Here is a 17,512-nt window from a genome sequence, read left to right as displayed (position 1 = left end):
TGACCTGAAAGTTGTGTGGATTCTTTTGCCCAAAAAATGGCGAATTAACACAGATGACATTTCTCATTGTTGAATAAATTTTTGAATGAATTGAACGAGAAAAATTATGACTAGCCTGCAAAACCTCGTTGCTCCCGGTGTAATCACTGGTGCGGATTTACAAACTGTATATGCCGATGCAAAAGCTAATGGCTATGCAATTCCGGCCGTGAATGTAATTGGCACTAACTCTATCAATGCGGCGCTTGAAGCTGCGCGCAACATTGGTTCGCCGGTGATTATCCAGTTGTCTCATGGTGGCGCGAGTTTTTTTACCGGTAAAGGATTGAAATTGGTTGGGCAAGATGCGGCCGTGTTGGGCGCTGTTGCCGCGGCGAAATATGTACATCAAGTCGCTAAATATTATGAAGTGCCTGTGATTTTACATACCGATCATGCTGCAAAAAAATTATTGCCGTGGATTGATGGTTTATTGGTGGCGGGTAAGGAGCATTTTGAGCAAACAGGCAAGCCACTTTTTAGTTCACACATGATTGATCTATCCGAAGAGTCACTGGAAGAAAATATCGCGATCAGTGCTGAGTATTTGCAAAAAGTTGCCTCTCTGGGAATGGGATTGGAAATAGAATTAGGTTGCACAGGTGGTGAAGAAGATGGCGTTGATAATAGCCATATGGATAAATCTGCACTCTATACCCAGCCCGCAGATGTTGCTTACGCATATCAGCAATTAGCACCAATTAGTAAATCATTCAGCATTGCTGCATCTTTTGGCAATGTTCACGGTGTTTATAATCCCGGCAATGTGCAATTAAAGCCTTTGATTCTGAAAGAGTCTCAAGATTTTGTGAGTGAAAAATTTTCGCTTGGTCACAATTCTTTGGATCTGGTTTTTCACGGTGGGTCAGGTTCAGACCCTGCTGATATAACGGCTGCCATTAATTATGGAGTAGTCAAAATGAATATAGATACCGACACTCAGTGGTCGTTCTGGCAAGGAATTTTAAACTTCTATCGCGCTAATGCGGAGCGTTTGCATAGTCAATTGGGTAATGAAAAAGGCGCTGATGCACCCAACAAAAAGTTTTACGATCCACGCGTGTGGCTGCGCAGTGCAGAAGAATCGATGGTTGTACGCCTGACGGAGTCTTTCGTGCAATTAAATTGTGTTGGTCGCTATAAGGCGAAATCATGATCTCGGTAAAAGATGTATTAACTCAGGAGCAGGCAACACCTGCACTTATCAATCTTGTTGAGGTTATCGTCGCCACCTGTAGCCAAATTGCGCGGCAAGTCGGGCAGGGCGCTTTAGGTGATACCTTGGGGGCAACTCAAGACGAGAATGTGCAGGGTGAAGTGCAAAAAAAATTGGATGTTATCGCCAACGACTTGTTGATCCTTGCCTTACGCAAGCAAGGCTCCGTGCGTGCCATGGCTTCAGAAGAGGAAGAGCATACTCAATTGGGGGCTGCCGGTGCGCCTTATATTGTTGCATTTGATCCGTTGGATGGTAGTAGTAATGTCGATGTCAACGGGCAGATTGGCACTATCTTTACCATTATGAATGCGCGTAATGATGTGCCTTATCATAGCGATGAACAATTTTATCAAGCGGGAAGTGCTCAACTCTGTGCTGGTTATGTGCTCTATGGCCCATACACCACCTTGGTGATAACAACAGGTTCGAAGTGCCATGAATTTACATTAGATAAACAGACGAGCGAATTTCATTTGTCTAAAGCCGAAATAAAATTTCAGCAAGGGGTGCGGGAAGTTGCTGCAAATATGGCTAACTTGTTTTATTGGCCAAAACGATTTCAGAATTACATGTTTAGATTATTCGCACCCATTTCAGGTTCTCAACGTTTCAATATGCGTTGGCAAGGCGCGATGGTTGGCGATGTGCATCGAATATTAACTCGTGGTGGTGTATTTATTTATCCTAGTGATTCCCGCGACGCAAACCAGCCAGCAAAATTGCGGTTACTGTATGAAATTTTTCCGATGGCCTTATTGATGAAGGCGGCGGGGGGCTTGGCATATACGGAAACCGGAGCAGCTCTAGATACTACACTAAAGAGCTTGCATCAGCGAACGCCTATTATTTTAGGTGATGAGCTTTTGGTGAAAAGTTGTTTCAGTAAATTATCTACAAATGATTATGCGGATTGATATGAAAAAACTGTTTGCCTGGATTTCGTTGGTTTTTGTCTGTCTCAGTTTTTCCGGTTGTATATCTCCGGATAAAACCACACAAGACGATACTGCTTATCTATTTACCTATTTCACCAAAAACGGCGAGGATGGATTGCATCTCGCCGTCAGTAAAGATGGATATAACTGGAAAAAGGTAGTGCGTGCTGAAAATCATTGGCGGCCATCAATCGGCAAATCAAAATTAATGCGCGATCCTTGTGTGGTACAGGGGCCGGATGGCACCTACCACATGGTGTGGACCTCTGGCTGGAATGAAAACAATATTGGATATGCATCCACAAAGGATTTTGTGAATTGGAGTGAGCAACAAGAAATTCCGGTTATGGCGCATGAGCCTGAGGTACGTAATACATGGGCACCAGAGATTGTCTATGACGAAAAAAGTCGCCAATTTATCATTTTTTGGTCATCCACTATCACGGGTAAATTTTCGGAAACAAAAGGGGCATCGGAAAGCGATTACAACCATCGCATTTATTTCACCACTACTCGCGACTTCAAACGTTTTAGCGAAACTAAAATATTCTATGATCCCGGTTTTAGCGTAATTGATGCAACATTTCTGCGTTTTAACGAAAACCTATATTTTGTTGTAAAAGATGAAACACGTTTCCCACCTAAAAAATACTTGCAGATCACTACTGCTGAAACCTATCTCGGATCTTTTGGAAAACTAAGTCTTCCTATTACCCCAGAAGGGGTTTGGGTCGAAGGCCCAACGGGAATTCAAATCGGCGATGCTGCGTTCATTTATTACGATGCGTATACAACACATCGTTATGGCGCATTACGTTCAACCGATATGGTTCACTGGGAGGACGTATCCGAGCAAATGCATTTTCCAGATGCGGATACTCCACAGCGAATGCGCCATGGAACCGTTATTAAGGTTCCTGCGAAGTTAATAAAAAATTGGAGTTTTTAGCTGAATTTTTTAAACGCTTATACTTTAAATAAGAGTCGTGTGGTTTTCGTCTGATTTTAACTCTATGGAATATTTCTGTGGTGGCTTTTACTTTATGTGAAAAAGTCACAAATTCTTGTGGTACTTGATTACAGATATGCCCGTTTCAGTTTCTTACACTGAGTTCAGCCTAAAGGATTATTTGGGCTAGGCCAAATCTCAGTTAATAAAGGAACTTATTATGAAACTTTCATCATTTGCTTTTAACTCCCTCTCTCTTGCGGTTGGTTTTGCGGTTAGTTTTACTGCTATCAACGTCAGCGCTCAAACAAAAGATGTTTCACTTACTACAACAAAAGTTGCTGTCATTGATGGTGCTAAGTATTTATTTAGCAAAATCGTTGATGCTCAGGGTGAGGTGAAAACTCAAATTCTTAATCCTGATGGGAAAATTATCTCAGAGCGAGAAGTGCCTCTCGCCAAAACAGAAAAAATTGATCCGCGTATCGTCAAGTGGGTTAATGAAATGCGTAATAGCGGGAACTATGGTGCTGTATTGCAGGTGGATATTGCGTTAAATCTTGATGTGAGCCCGAGCTTTCCGGTGGAAGTCGGCTTTGGAGAAATTCGCAGTGGCGAGGCCGCTAGTGGCGTGGTGAACGGACGCGAGCTGACTGCAAAAGAGTTGGCCGCTTTTGGGGACTCTAGTGCGGACAAATTGCGCAAACTGCAAAGTGAGGCTAATACTCAGCGGGGCATTATTGTTCAGCGTTGGGCAGAGGCGAATAAATTGCTGGATGCAAAAGGAGTAAAGGAATCTCTTGCGCGTGGCGAGGAGGGGGTGACTGCTTATTTGGATGTGGAAACACTGGTGCGCTTGATTGATGCAGACGACAAAATGGTTGCCGGTATCGAACCAACTGCTGAATTTAAGGATGATATCGCCGGTGCTATGGCTGCAACTAACATCATTAATTGGGCGTTGCCGTTCAGTGCAACTCGTGGTGATGGCATTGGTATTTACATGACTGAAAGCGGTTGTGCGAATGAATCGCGTATTACCAACTATGATCGCCTTGCCGGTTCAGAAACGGATCACTCGCGTAACGTGGGTGCGATTATTCGCAGTGTATCGCCCGAGTCTTTTTTATATTGTCGCGGCAGTGCAGTGTTACCGAATGATGGCGATTTGGATGGGGTTGGTGGCAATGACCGTATTTACATCACTACTCGTTCTAATGGCGATGCTTCCAGTAACAACTACAACACTACTGACCGCAACTGGGATAACTACAGTTACAACAACAGTTTGGCGATGTTCAATAGTGCAGGTAACTCTGGCGGCAGTTCGGGTTCAATTTCTACTCCTGGTAAAGGGTTGAATATTATTGCGGTGGGAAATTACAACGACTCCACCAGTGCGATTAATGCTGGTTCATCGTTTACCGATCCAAGTATTGGTAATGACAAGCCTGAATTATCTGCTCCTGGTACCAGTATCACTGCGGGTGGATTTACCATGACGGGCACCAGTATGTCTTGCCCGCACGCCGCCGCATTTACAGCAGATATGATGAGTTCGTCGACTTATTTGAAGTATCGCCCTTATTTGGCGAAGGCTAAAATGTTGGCCGGCGCTACTGATGCGATTAGTGGTGGTTTCGATAAGGTGGGCTTGGGTGGTATCGACTTTTTGAGTGCGCAATACAACGGTTATTGGGCATGGTGGAGTGGTAATAATGCATCCTGGAGTACCTTCGATAAAAATGATGGCAGCAGCGATGGTTATGTAACGACGCGAATTTACATTTCCAGTAGCTATAAAAAAGCACGTGTTGCGTTGGCGTGGATGAATCGTGGTAGCTACACCTATGATCACCGCAATAATGCGCATGCAATAGGTATGGATTTGGATATGAGGGTCTATGCACCTAATGGGAGTTTGGTTGGCGGTTCTTATTCGTGGGATAACTCATTCGAATACGTTAACTTCACTCCCAGCCAATCTGGCTATTACACGGTGAAGATAAATCGCTTCGCAAATCGTGATATTGGGTCTGCACTGCGAATGGGCTTGTATATGAACTATTACAACTAAATACGATTTTTTAGTTGTAAACGCAAAACCCGCTCGACAAAATCGAGCGGGTTTTTTATTGCGGTCGCAAAAACATGGGCGCAAAATTGTGACTGATGAAAATTTTGGCTGTAGTTTAATTTATGTCGAATATTGCTGTTGTTGTTATCGCCTTGATCATTGGTTTGCTGCTTCAGAAAGCCAAGCGCTTTCCTGAAAATGCGGCGGCTACGTTAAATCTCTATGTGATTTATGTGGCTTTGCCCGCGTTGGTATTGGCTGAAATCCCCAAGCTTTCTTACACTCACGAGGCATTGATACCGGTAATTGCAGCCTGGATGGTGATGTTATTCAGCGCGTCTTTAACCTGGTGTACTGCGCGTGCATTGAAGTGGTCGCGTGAGCTGACGGGCGCGCTTATGTTGTTGGTGCCTTTAGGCAATACCGGTTTTGTAGGGATTCCACTGATTGAGGCGCATTTGGGGGCGCAGGCAATTCCTTATGCGATTTTGTACGATCAATTGGGTACTTTCATCGCCTTGAATACCTACGGCATAGTGGTGGCTTGTTATTACTCTTCCGGCTCTACATCTATTGCGAAAATAGTGCGTAGCATTATGGCGTTCCCACCTTTTATTGCGCTGATTCTTGCATTTGGAGTGAGTTTTTTCAGCTATCCGGATTGGCTGGCTGAAGCACTTGCGCGTATTTCATCTACACTGGTACCAGTGGTGATGGTGGCCGTTGGTTTGCAATGGCGTTTGTCGATGAGTGCTGAGCACTTTTCACCTTTGTTAGTGGGGTTGGTTTATATCCTGTTTATCTCTCCATTATTTGTGTTATTGGGTCTGCGGCTCTTTGATGTTGATGGCTTGGTTGCTCGGGTTGTGATTTTAGAGGCGGCTATGCCTGCGATGATTTCTGCCGGAGTCTTGGCGATTAGTCATAATTTGCTGCCGCGATTTGCCTCTTCGTTGGTTGGCTATAGCTTGTTGGCTGGTTTGGTAAGTGTGTGGCTCTGGCGACTAGTCATTTAGTTTTAAGCTTAAACAACAGAATGAATAAAAATTAAAACATTGTTCAATTAAGTATCTGCTGCACGGATGGTTGTTATCTATGTCGCCTAATCAGCAAAAGTCTTCTTCAGGGAATGCTTTAATCGCATGGAATCCATTGCGAGCAGGAGTCTATGCTAATTACCTTGCGCAACTATCCGTTCATAACTCCGTATTGGTTGTTAATGATATTTGTTCTGTTGAAGGTGATTTGTTGCTCACGAAAGGAACTTTGCTGGATTTCGCAGCTATCTGCGCTCTAAAAAATAGAACTCTTGCTATCCCTTTGATCAATTCCATTAGTATCGAAAAAGTAATTACTGCCGATGAGTTGTTGCAGCATCTACTGGATACCATTCGTTCCACCGAATATTTTCAGTCTTTGGCGGAGCGAAAACATCCGCTAAGTTCGCTGGAGCCTGTTTGTGCGCTCTTGACTAATTTTCCGCTCTTACAGCAATTTCTGACGGTAATGCAGTCCCAAATGAATGACTTGTATCAGCGCACTCTCTGTGTGAGTTTGTGGGCGCTATACATCGCGCAAGAAATGCGTTTGCCTGCAAGTGATGCCTGCGATGTATTTTGGGCTGCGATCGCTCATGATGTCGGTATGTTGCATATAGAACCTGATGTGCTTAATAAAGCGGAAGAACTAACGGCTGATGAGTGGTTGCATCTGCAAGCTCATGTGAATATTTCTTGTCAAATTTTAAATGGAGTAGATGGTCTTTCATCTGCAATTATTGAGGCGGTAGGTGAGCATCATGAGCGCTGCGATGGGACGGGTTATCCTTCCGCAAAAGTAGAGAGTGAGCTTTCAATTTTAGGGCAGATTCTCGCAGTTGCAGATGCAATGGTGGGCATTTACTTTAACCACTTTAAAGCCCAAGGACGCCGCTGGCGCGAAGTAATTCCGGTGTTGGAAATGAATCGCAGTGCTTATTTATATCGCAGCTGCGATATTGTGACTGCCATGATTTTGCGTAGTGAGTTGCCGCTTCCGAATCTTGTTAGTGGTAGCGGTGTGCCTGAGTTTGCCGAGCGGATGTTGCAGCAGAATTTGCATTTGCAAAGCTGGTTTATTCAATTGCGTAACTGCTTGGGGGCAGTTGGATATACTCATGGTGATCGCAAATTGCACGCCCTACAAAATATTATTTTGCATATAGCCACCACCTTTAAAGGCAGCATGTTGTTTAAAGAGGATTTGCGTGAGTCGCTTGAATCGATGATTAGTGAAGATGAGATCAATCTTAGTAAAGTGGTGGCGGATGCGTCACTAATGCAGCAGGAAATGAGTTTTCATTTGCATCGATTAAGCCGCATGATGCAAATGTATGTGTTATCGGGTGAGGGAAAAGATCCGCAAATCACTCGCCGATTACAGGATGGTCTTACAAAAATCAGCGGTTACATCAAATAATCCAATAATGTATTTGATGTAACCGCTGGCTAATTTCTGCGTTTATTGTTGATGCCAAAAAGGTTGGCCGATGGTAGGGGTGCTCGGACTAGCCGTTTGACGTTTTTGCATTAATCCCGCCTTGTAAGCTTTTCTCCCAGAATCAATCGCATCGCCAAATGCTTCCGCCATCAATGGCGGATTGTGCGCTTTTGCTACTGCTGTGTTTAATAGAATCCCATCAAACCCCATTTCCATTGCTTCGGCTGCTTGTGAAGGCGCGCCTAATCCAGCGTCGATAATCATGGGTACATTTTTGATGCGTTCACGTAGTGTGCGCAAACTGTAGCGATTCAATAAACCTTGGCCGGTGCCAATGGGGGCGCCCCAAGGCATTAACACTTCGCAGCCGACATCAAGCAAACGTTTGCATAGAATTAAATCGTCAGTGCAGTAGGGTAAAACCTTGAAGCCTTTTTTAATCAAAATTTCGGAGGCTTCTACCAATCCAAATGGATCGGGTTGCAGATTGTAATCATCGCCAACGACTTCTAATTTAATCCAATCTGTATCAAAAATTTCGCGTGACATTTCAGCGAGTGTTACAGCCTCTTTGACTGATTTGCAACCGGCGGTATTGGGCAGCAAGCGGCAGCCGCTCTCTTGAATGTATTGCCAGATTGCATCGCCATCGCGATTGGCCGGATTTTGGCGGCGCAGTCCGAGCGTAACAATTTCGCAGCGGGATTGAATGATTGAATCGCGCATTAATTGTGGTGATGCGTAAAGGGCTGTGCCTAATAAAAAACGGCTGGAAAAAGTTTCGCCGTAGAGTGTGAAATCTTTTTCAGGTTTGGTGTGGCTCATATCAACCTCCGCCCACGGGTTTGACGATATCGATTTGATCGCCATTCAATAATTTGCGTTCGCTATAGGTGGAGCGCGGAACAAATTCGCCATTAATCGCCACGGCAATTTTACTATCGCCATAACCCCATTCTTGCAGTGCATCACTGAGCAGTGTGTCGCTTGCCAGTGATTTACTTTCGTTGTTTACGCTGAGTTCAATTGTCATGGTTGTTTAGTGTTTGTTGAGCTGTGATGAGAAAACCGCTTCAGGATAATTAAGTATGTGTGCCAGCACGTTTTCGACAACCGCAGGTGCGAGTAGATAACCGTGGCGAAATAGTCCGTTTGCGCTGATCAGCCCGTCCTGAATGCTAACCTTGGGCATATTGTCGATATAGGCCGGACGCAAGTTGGTATCCATTTCAATAATGCGCGCCTCTGCAAAAGCGGGTGAAAGTGTGTATAGCGCGCTGCTAAGTTCCAGTGACGATTGCAATGTCATTGGTGAGCGATCTTCACTCTCGATTTGTGTTGCGCCGATCATAAAGCGGTGATTGGGTTTGGGTACTACGTAAAGTTGATAGCGTGGATGCATTAATCGCACAGGGCGCTGCAAGTGAATTTCTTTGGTTTCTACGTGCAGGGTTTCGCCGCGTACGCCGCGCAGTTTTCCGAATTGTTTTTTTGTGCCCAATCCGCGGCAATCGATTACCAGATCAAAATGTTCATCACCAGTTTCAGTGGATATTTTGCCGGGGTATACATCAACCGATGTGTTTGCTCGAATTATCACGCCGAGCCTTGAAAGTTCATTGCCAATCACTTGCAAAAATTCGCGGTTGTTGATGTGACCTTCGTCAGCCAAAAACAGTCCGCTGTGAAAGTGTGGTTGCAAATCGGGTTCTAGTTGGCGGATTTCATGCTGATTAATACGTTTGTAACCTTTGCAGTCGGGCAATACGAAGCCCAGTTCGCGTTCGAATTGTTCCAGCTCGCTGGTGTCTTGCTGGTGCGCAACAACAAGGCTGCCATTATTAAAAAATAGCGGCGGCGTATTGGCGGGCAATTGGGCAAACCATTTTGGCCATTGTTGCAGAGCAAAGATGCCCATGCGGTACACGGTTTCGTCGGATACTACAGCTTCACTTAAAGGGGCGACCATGCCGGCAGCGGTGAATGCAGCGGCCCGGTTTGATTGTGGTGCATCAGGTGTGAAGCTGCCAGCTTCAAATAAGGTGATTTGAATGCCGGCTTTTTGTAATTGCCATGCCAGTAATCGACCGAGCAAACCGGCACCTGCAATCGCAATGGTTGTGGGAAGTTTGTTAGTCACAGTGCCTCGATTAATTGAGGCGGAGGGCAGGGAATAGCAATAGCTATCAGCACCTTGTTCCCTCCGCAGGTATTAGCCTGTTCAGGTTCTACGGGTTGGGCCGAGCCCATCTCAGCCCCCGTACAGTCATTGACTGCCAGGGCGCCCCGACAAGAAGGCGGCCAATATACTGGCCGCACATCCGCTTCGCAATCTGTGGGCGATCATCCATCGCCTAATTTAGCTGTTGATAGATTCCACTTTGCACAGTAATTCGCCTTGGGCGATGCGTGCTTTGATGCTGGTACCGGGCATAACCTGGTCGCTATTGGTGATCACTTTTTGGGTGTTGGCATCGGTCACCAGTGCGTAGCCGCGCTCTAGTGTATTGAGCGGACTAAGGGTATTCAGCAGGCGAATCGCTTCCCCCAGTGCCTGCTGTTTTCGCTCAATAATCCGATATTGAGCTTTTTGCAGGCGCTGGTGATGGGATTTTACTTGTTCGGTCAATTGTTTGAGTCGCACTTGTGGGTGCTGGGCTTGCTGGCGAACTTGTATTTGTTGAAGGCGATGCTTTGCGTCGTTTAATAAGGTTTTAATATGATTTTTCAGGCGCAATTCGAGGTTATCTAGCCGTTGCGATTGCTGCTCCAATCGTTCGCGCGGATGGCGCAAACGTTGGCGTAAATTCTGTAAATGCTTTTGCCATTGTCTGAGCTTTCGCAGCATGCTTTCTTCGAGCAAAACTTCAAAGCCGATGAACTTGTCTAGCCAGTCATCGGCATCGGGAACCAGAATTTCTGCGGCTGCAGATGGAGTGGGTGCGCGCAAATCCGCGACGAAATCGGCGATGGTGAAATCCACTTCGTGGCCTACAGCGCTGATGATCGGCAGTTCGCTATTGAAAATAGCGCGGGCGACAATCTCTTCGTTAAACGACCAAAGATTCTCCATTGAACCGCCACCACGGGTGAGTAGTAGCACATCAAATAAACCAGAGCGATTGGCGAGGTCGATTGCTTTGGCTATCTGTGGTGCTGATTCCTTGCCCTGTACGGCTACAGGGATGACTGTTACCGGGATGCCGGGGAAGCGGCGCTCCAGAACGCTCAATACATCATGAATGGCGGCGCCGGTAGGTGAGGTGATCACACCAATACGTTTAGGCAGGCTGGGTAAGGCTTTTTTGTGGGCTTCGTTAAACAGGCCTTCCTGTGCGAGCCTGTGTTTAAGCTCATCAAAAGCTCGCTGCAATGCACCGCTGCCGGCTTCCTCCATGTGTTCGGCGATGATTTGGTAATCGCCGCGCCCCTCATAAAGGCTGACGCGAGCGCGCAGAAGCACATGTTGGCCTTGCTGAGGTTTAAAGCGAACCAGCATATTGCGATTGCGGAACATGCAGCAGCGCACTTGGGCTTGGTCGTCTTTGAGCGTGAAGTACCAATGGCCGGAGGAAGGCGTGGACACATTGGAAAGCTCGCCTTCAACCCACAAAAGAGGGAGGTGAGTCTCCAGCAGCTGCCGAGCCTGCCGGTTTAGCTGGCTGACACTGAAGATGTCACGTTCGGAGGTTTTACTAAAGAGATCGCTAGTCATTGGCGCATTTTAGGCGATCAGTGCCCAAGGCGATAGCCTTGGTTAGGCGCACAAACACTAGATGTTGTGGTTATTGGTTTACCGGAAGCGCGCAAGTCGCTATAATTTCGCGTTTATTTTTCCCCTGTTTTGAGGTTGGTTGGTATGTTGCGGATTGCTGAAGAAGCCCTCACGTTTGACGATGTTCTGCTGGTGCCCGGTTATTCCGATGTGACACCAAAAGACGTATCTCTGAAAACCCAGTTAACACGCAAAATTCAGTTAAACATCCCTCTGATCTCTGCGGCTATGGATACCGTAACTGAAGCGCGTCTGGCAATTGCGATTGCCCAAGAAGGTGGCATCGGTATCATCCACAAGAGTATGACGATCGAGCAGCAAGCTGCTGAAGTGCGCGCAGTGAAAAAGTTTGAAGCCGGTGTGGTGAAAGATCCAATCACTATCGATGCCAGTGCGACTATCCGCGATTTGATCGCCCTGACTCGCAAAAACAACATTTCTGGTGTGCCTGTACTGAGTAATGGCGATTTGGTTGGCATTGTGACTGGTCGCGACGTGCGCTTTGAAACCAATCTGGATGCCACTGTCTCCAGCATCATGACTCCGAAAGCGCAGCTGGTTACCGTTAAAGAGGGAGTGTCAGCTGAAGAGGTACGCAACCTGCTGCACAAACACCGTATTGAAAAAGTATTGGTTGTTAATGATGCCTTTGAATTGCGTGGTCTGATCACCGTAAAAGACATCAACAAAGCTGAAAAATACCCGAATGCGTCTAAAGACCCTGAAGGTCGTTTGCGTGTTGGTGCGAGTGTTGGCACCAGCCGCGATACTGATGATCGTGTAGATGCTTTGGTAGAAGCCGGCGTGGATGTGCTGGTTGTTGACACCGCTCACGGCCATTCCAAGAACGTATTGGATCGCGTGCGTGCGATCAAAACCAAATACCCTGAAGTTCAGGTGATTGGTGGCAATATCGCTACTGGCGCGGCAGCACTTGCTTTGGTTGAAGCTGGCGCAGACGCCGTTAAGGTTGGTATTGGCCCAGGTTCTATCTGTACTACTCGTATCGTGAGTGGTGTGGGTGTTCCGCAAATTTCTGCAATTGCTAACGTTGTGGCGGCGCTGAAAGGTACTGGTGTACCTGCGATTGCCGACGGTGGTATTCGCTACTCGGGTGATATCGCCAAGGCGATTGTTGCCGGTGCCCATGCGGTAATGATGGGTTCTATGTTTGCCGGTACCGAAGAGGCGCCGGGCGAAGTGGAGCTGTATCAGGGTCGTACTTACAAAGCCTATCGCGGCATGGGTTCATTGGGAGCCATGGCGCAAACCTCAGGCTCTAGCGACCGTTATTTTCAGGATGCCAGTCAAGGTGCTGAGAAACTGGTTCCAGAGGGTATCGAAGGCCGTGTACCTTACAAAGGCTCATTAACTGCAATCGTGCACCAAATGATGGGTGGTGTGCGCTCTGCTATGGGTTATACCGGTTGTGCAGATTTGGAAGCCATGCGCACCAAGCCTGAATTTGTGCGCGTAACCTCCGCGGGCATGGGCGAAAGCCACGTGCACGATGTGCAGATCACCAAAGAAGCGCCTAACTATCCAATAGGTGGCGGGCGATAAATATCGCTACAACCTAGCTAACGAAAAACTCGGGTAATGCCCGAGTTTTTCGTTTAAACAGAATTCATTTTATTTTTCGTTTTTCATTTTACTTTTGAGCAGGAACAAGCATGTCTCACGATATTCACGCACAGCGAATTCTCATTCTCGATTTTGGTTCGCAATACACCCAGTTGATCGCGCGCCGTGTACGCGAAATTGGTGTTTTCTCTGAAATTCGCGCATGGGATATGAGCGATGAAGAGATCCGCGCATACAATCCTAAAGGGATTATCTTGGCGGGCGGCCCAGAGTCAGTTCATGAAGCTAATTCACCGCGCGCGCCTGAAAGCGTATTTACGCTGGGTGTTCCTGTGTTCGGTATTTGCTACGGCATGCAAACCATGGCCGAGCAAATGGGCGGTTCGGTTGAAGGTTCTAACATTCGCGAATTTGGCTATGCGCAAATTAAAGTGGATGGTGAATCGTCACTCTTTAAAGATATTAAAGATCACGTCGATCAAGACGGTAACGCATTGCTTGATGTGTGGATGAGTCACGGCGACAAAGTTACCAGAATGCCAGAAGGTTTTAGTTTGATGGCATCAACGCCATCCTGCCCAATTGCGGGTATGTACAACGAAGCGAAAAAGTTCTACGGCGTACAATTCCATCCGGAAGTAACTCACACCCTGCAGGGCAAGCGTATTTTTGAACACTTTGTACTGCAATTGTGTGCATGTGAGCCGCTGTGGACTCCAGCAAATATCGTTGAAGACGCCATTCAAAAAGTAAAAGAGCAGGTAGGTACTGACAAGGTATTGCTCGGTCTTTCCGGTGGTGTGGATTCATCAGTTGTTGCAGCGTTGCTGCACAAAGCAATTGGCGATCAACTTACTTGCGTATTTGTTGATAACGGTCTGCTGCGCAAAAATGAAGGCGATCAGGTGATGGATATGTTCGCCAAAAATATGGGTGTGCGTGTTATCCGTGCGGATGCTGAAGAGCAATTCCTCAGCAAGCTCGCGGGTGAAAATGATCCAGAGAAAAAACGCAAAATCATCGGTGGTACTTTTATCGATGTGTTCGATGCAGAAGCGACAAAGCTGCAAGATGTTAAATGGCTGGCGCAAGGCACCATTTATCCTGATGTGATTGAATCTGCTGCTGCCAAAACCGGTAAGGCACACGTGATTAAATCGCATCACAATGTGGGTGGTTTGCCAGAAGATATGGCATTCAAGTTGGTTGAGCCGCTGCGTGAATTGTTTAAAGACGAAGTGCGTGCAATTGGTTTGGAATTAGGCTTGCCCTACGACATGGTGTACCGTCATCCATTCCCTGGTCCTGGCTTGGGTGTGCGTATTCTTGGTGAAGTGAAAAAAGAATATGCCGATATTCTGCGTGAAGCTGATGCGATTTTTTTGGAAGAGTTGTATGCATCTGGCTGGTATCACAAAACTTCGCAGGCGTTTGCGGTATTTTTGCCAGTGAAGTCAGTAGGTGTAGTTGGTGATGGTCGCCGTTACGAGTGGGTGATCTCTTTGCGTGCTGTTGAAACCGTAGACTTTATGACTGCGCGTTGGGCACACTTGCCTTACGAGTTGTTAGAAAAAGTTTCTGGGCGCATTATTAATGAAATCTCTGGTGTGTCGCGTGTTTGTTACGATGTATCGAGCAAACCACCAGCAACCATTGAGTGGGAATAATCTGTTAGATAGGAATTTGTCGGCGCAAGGATGCGCCCGTTTGTTTGCGGTGTAGTAATTTTAATGAGGCAACAAATACCACGAGACGCCGATCATATGCGCCATACGTTTGGACTGAAACATCACGCTCTAGTTAAAAAATTCTCTTCAGCTCTTCTGCTTTCTCTCTTTGTTTTTATCTCTCCAGTTTTCGCTCAAACTGAAACTGCTCCCCTAGTTGCTGCAGCGAGTTCGGTTGCGAATTCTTCAGTTGTTAGAGAGTCGGTGCAAGCTTCATCGGTGATTGTTGAGCAGAGTTCTTCGAAGAATAGCGCTTCTTCGATTGCATCAACTGAGCCTCCTCTTAGTGAGGTCGCAGCCTCATCGACCAGCTCTATCGCACAGTCATCAAGCTTGCAAGCTGCTATTGCTTCTTCATTTACATCTTCTTCCGTCGCGGCTTCTTCAGTAGCGACTTCATCTGCCGCTTCAGTAGTTACATCTGTTTCAAGTGTTGATTCGACTACCGCTAATTCTGGTAATTCTCAATTGCCAGAAAATTCATCTTCAAATGTGGTGGTAGATGAAGCGGCGGCATTCGCTGAAATGATGTCGCCTTCAAAGTTCATTATGGACACTGAAATTAAACCGGGAACTTCTGCTCGCCTGACTTGGAGTTCAGATACGGTGGTTGGTGCATTTAGTGAGGCGACACCCATTATTGTGGTGAATGGCGCTAACCCCGGAAAAACATTGTGCTTAACAGCGGCGGTGCATGGCGATGAATTAAATGGTATCGAAATGGTTCGCCGTGTCATCTTCAATATAGATCCCGCAAAACTGACAGGTACGATAATTGGTGTTCCCGTCGCAAATATTATGGGCTTCCGCCGTAATTCGCGTTACCTGCCTGATCGTCGCGACTGGAATCGCTATTTCCCAGGAAATACTCACGGTAGTTCCGCATCGCGTTTGGCGCATTCATTTTTTAGCAAAATTATTATGCATTGCGACGCATTGGTTGATCTTCATACCGGCTCGTTTCATCGCACCAATTTGCCCCAGTTGCGCGCAGATTTAGGTAATGAGCAGGTCGCACATCTTGCACAAAGTTTTGGTGTCATTGCTGTATTAAATGGTCGCGGTAATCCAAATTCGTTGCGCGCGGCAGCAGTGAGCGCTGGCATTCCGGCGGTGACGCTGGAGGCGGGTGAGCCTATGGCAATGCAACGTGAAGTAGTAGAGGAGGGCGTTAAGGCGATTAATACCCTGCTTGCAAAGACTGGTATGTATGGCAAGAAACCACGTTGGAATCGCATTGCGCCGGTTTATTACCGATCGGCTTGGGTGCGCGCCAACCAAAGTGGCATTTTGTTTAGTCAGGCTACGCTTGGGCAACGCGTAAAAGAAGAGGATGTGCTGGGAACGGTTACCGATCCAATCACCAATGCACGCACTACCATCAAGTCTCCTTACACTGGCCGTATTATTGGTATGGCATTAGATCAAGTTGTTCTGCCTGGGTTTGCCGCTTATCACATAGGTATTCAAACGCCGGAAGCAATTCTTATCGAAGAGAGTCAAATGAATGGCGAACTTCTTGAGGAAGATGAAGAAGACGGCGATGATTCAGGAATTGATGACACTGATGATATGGATGAGCCCGCAACGGGCGTCAGTCAAGCGCAAGATCGAATGGTTGATGAGTAGAGTATCAATTTAAATTTAATGTTGGATTAAAAGGTAAAGTGTGAGAGAGAGTGAACTTATTGTTGTTTCCGAAAAAATAGGGGTTGGTACTGAAAAAGCCTGTTATGTTCATCCGTATGAAGAAAATAAGGTGGTTAAGGTGCCGCTCGGTAGAGTGCGTCTGCAAACAGATCGTGAGATTCGCTACTACAAAAAACTACAAAAGCGTCAAAATGTGTCTTATACGCACATGCCTGAATTTTATGGTGTGGTGAGTACTAATTTAGGCAAGGGATATATTGTCGATATGGTGTGTGACTATGACGGCGAAATATCGAAGTCATTAGAATGGTATTTAAAAAACGGTTATACATTAAGTGATTTTTCTGCGCAGTTAGAAGATCTAAAGTCCTATTTTTTAAACTACAGCGTCATATTTAATAATGATATATGTGAAGTTAACTTGTTGGTGAAAAAGTTATCCCCTGAACAGATGCAATTGGTCATTATTGATGGGATAGGGGAGGTTGTTTTTATTCAGTGGCCTAATAAGTTTTATGCCTTTTTGCGGCTTAAAATTGAGCGGCGCTGGAATCGTTTTTTACGTCGATTAACTGCTACTGCTTCGCTATTAAACGCACTATAACTTTATGAGAGAGTGTAAGCTGCCCCATTCTTGGCGGGTGACAGGTTGGATTGATAAGCGACTCTGCTTGATGAGAACCATGTTTTCCAAAGTAGGTATGGTTTTGATCTCGGCGAGTGGGATCAGGTGTGAAAATACTTTGGTGAGCTGTATATCCACCGATACCCAGCGTGGATTTTCCTGTGTTGATTTTAGATCGTAATAATCGCTTTCTGGATTAAACTGTGTTGGGTCAGGGTAGGCAGTTTTGACCACTTTAGCAGTTCCAACAATACCGACATTTTTGCAGCTACTGTGATAAATAAATACTTCGTCATTAAGTGCAACCTGATCGCGCAAAAAATTACGGGCTTGATAGTTGCGAATGCCATCCCACCGCCCGATTTTGTCGGGCGCTGCTGCAAGATGATCGATACCGTAAATATGCGGTTCCGCTTTAAATAGCCAGTAATTTTTTGCCATTACATGCTCCTTA

Annotated in this window: 15 protein-coding genes and 1 riboswitch; of the genes, 10 read left to right on the top strand and 5 right to left on the bottom strand. The window is 46.2% G+C overall.

Annotated elements, in window-relative coordinates:
- The first annotated feature begins 106 nt into the window (after nt 1-106).
- From fbaA to SPL68_RS09540, 6 genes are all read left to right on the top strand, one after another.
- On the top strand, nt 107-1,195 hold the full coding sequence (fbaA, locus tag SPL68_RS09565; protein ID WP_323814878.1) for a class II fructose-bisphosphate aldolase: 1,089 nt from the start codon (nt 107-109) through the stop codon (nt 1,193-1,195).
- The gene (locus tag SPL68_RS09560; protein ID WP_323814877.1) at nt 1,192-2,172 is read left to right on the top strand and encodes a class 1 fructose-bisphosphatase; all 981 of its coding nucleotides are present in this window, start codon (nt 1,192-1,194) and stop codon (nt 2,170-2,172) included. The genes fbaA and SPL68_RS09560 overlap by 4 nt, the downstream gene beginning before the upstream one ends.
- A 1-nt stretch (nt 2,173) precedes the next feature.
- Entirely contained in the window at nt 2,174-3,142 is a 969-nt protein-coding gene (locus SPL68_RS09555; protein WP_323814876.1) for a glycoside hydrolase family 43 protein, read from the top strand.
- A gap of 220 nt (nt 3,143-3,362) precedes the next feature.
- Nucleotides 3,363-5,219, top strand: coding sequence for a S8 family serine peptidase (locus tag SPL68_RS09550; protein WP_323814875.1), 1,857 nt, complete (start codon nt 3,363-3,365; stop codon nt 5,217-5,219).
- Between the two features lie 122 nt (nt 5,220-5,341).
- Nucleotides 5,342-6,235: an AEC family transporter gene (locus SPL68_RS09545; protein WP_323814874.1), complete on the top strand. Its 894-nt coding sequence runs from the start codon at nt 5,342-5,344 to the stop codon at nt 6,233-6,235.
- A 304-nt stretch (nt 6,236-6,539) separates the two neighbouring features.
- On the top strand, nt 6,540-7,676 hold the full coding sequence (locus tag SPL68_RS09540; protein WP_323814873.1) for an HD-GYP domain-containing protein: 1,137 nt from the start codon (nt 6,540-6,542) through the stop codon (nt 7,674-7,676).
- Nucleotides 7,677-7,718: 42 nt separating this feature from the next.
- Here the strand turns inward: SPL68_RS09540 and SPL68_RS09535 are convergent, their stop codons facing one another.
- From SPL68_RS09535 to xseA, 4 genes are all read right to left on the bottom strand, one after another.
- On the bottom strand, nt 7,719-8,522 hold the full coding sequence (locus SPL68_RS09535) for a thiazole synthase (protein WP_323814872.1): 804 nt from the start codon (nt 8,520-8,522) through the stop codon (nt 7,719-7,721).
- A 1-nt stretch (nt 8,523) separates the two neighbouring features.
- Nucleotides 8,524-8,730, bottom strand: a complete 207-nt coding sequence (thiS, locus tag SPL68_RS09530) for a sulfur carrier protein ThiS (RefSeq protein ID WP_323814871.1) — start codon at nt 8,728-8,730, stop codon at nt 8,524-8,526.
- A gap of 6 nt (nt 8,731-8,736) precedes the next feature.
- Nucleotides 8,737-9,837, bottom strand: coding sequence for an FAD-dependent oxidoreductase (locus SPL68_RS09525; RefSeq protein WP_323814870.1), 1,101 nt, complete (start codon nt 9,835-9,837; stop codon nt 8,737-8,739).
- A 41-nt stretch (nt 9,838-9,878) separates the two neighbouring features.
- Nucleotides 9,879-9,996: riboswitch (TPP riboswitch) on the bottom strand.
- A 60-nt stretch (nt 9,997-10,056) separates the two neighbouring features.
- Nucleotides 10,057-11,412, bottom strand: coding sequence for an exodeoxyribonuclease VII large subunit (xseA, locus tag SPL68_RS09520; protein ID WP_323814869.1), 1,356 nt, complete (start codon nt 11,410-11,412; stop codon nt 10,057-10,059).
- A gap of 144 nt (nt 11,413-11,556) precedes the next feature.
- Here xseA and guaB point away from each other — a divergent pair, with 144 nt between their 5' ends.
- The 4 genes from guaB (at nt 11,557) to SPL68_RS09500 (ending at nt 17,037) form a co-directional block, all read left to right on the top strand.
- On the top strand, nt 11,557-13,035 hold the full coding sequence (guaB, locus tag SPL68_RS09515) for an IMP dehydrogenase (RefSeq protein WP_323814868.1): 1,479 nt from the start codon (nt 11,557-11,559) through the stop codon (nt 13,033-13,035).
- Between the two features lie 110 nt (nt 13,036-13,145).
- Nucleotides 13,146-14,723: a glutamine-hydrolyzing GMP synthase gene (gene guaA / locus SPL68_RS09510; protein WP_323814867.1), complete on the top strand. Its 1,578-nt coding sequence runs from the start codon at nt 13,146-13,148 to the stop codon at nt 14,721-14,723.
- 264 nt (nt 14,724-14,987) lie between these two features.
- Nucleotides 14,988-16,412, top strand: a complete 1,425-nt coding sequence (locus tag SPL68_RS09505; protein ID WP_323814866.1) for a succinylglutamate desuccinylase/aspartoacylase family protein — start codon at nt 14,988-14,990, stop codon at nt 16,410-16,412.
- A 40-nt stretch (nt 16,413-16,452) separates the two neighbouring features.
- Nucleotides 16,453-17,037: a YrbL family protein gene (locus SPL68_RS09500; protein WP_323814865.1), complete on the top strand. Its 585-nt coding sequence runs from the start codon at nt 16,453-16,455 to the stop codon at nt 17,035-17,037.
- Here SPL68_RS09500 and SPL68_RS09495 read toward each other — a convergent pair.
- Nucleotides 17,032-17,499 carry an EVE domain-containing protein gene (locus SPL68_RS09495; protein ID WP_323814863.1) on the bottom strand — a complete coding sequence of 156 codons (468 nt, stop codon included), beginning with the start codon at nt 17,497-17,499 and terminating at the stop codon, nt 17,032-17,034. The genes SPL68_RS09500 and SPL68_RS09495 overlap by 6 nt on opposite strands.
- Between the last annotated feature and the right edge of the window lie 13 nt (nt 17,500-17,512).

The organism is Cellvibrio chitinivorans (assembly GCF_035117775.1).
In the GTDB taxonomy this organism is placed as follows: domain Bacteria; phylum Pseudomonadota; class Gammaproteobacteria; order Pseudomonadales; family Cellvibrionaceae; genus Cellvibrio; species Cellvibrio chitinivorans.
This window is presented reverse-complemented; position numbering and strand designations above follow the sequence as displayed.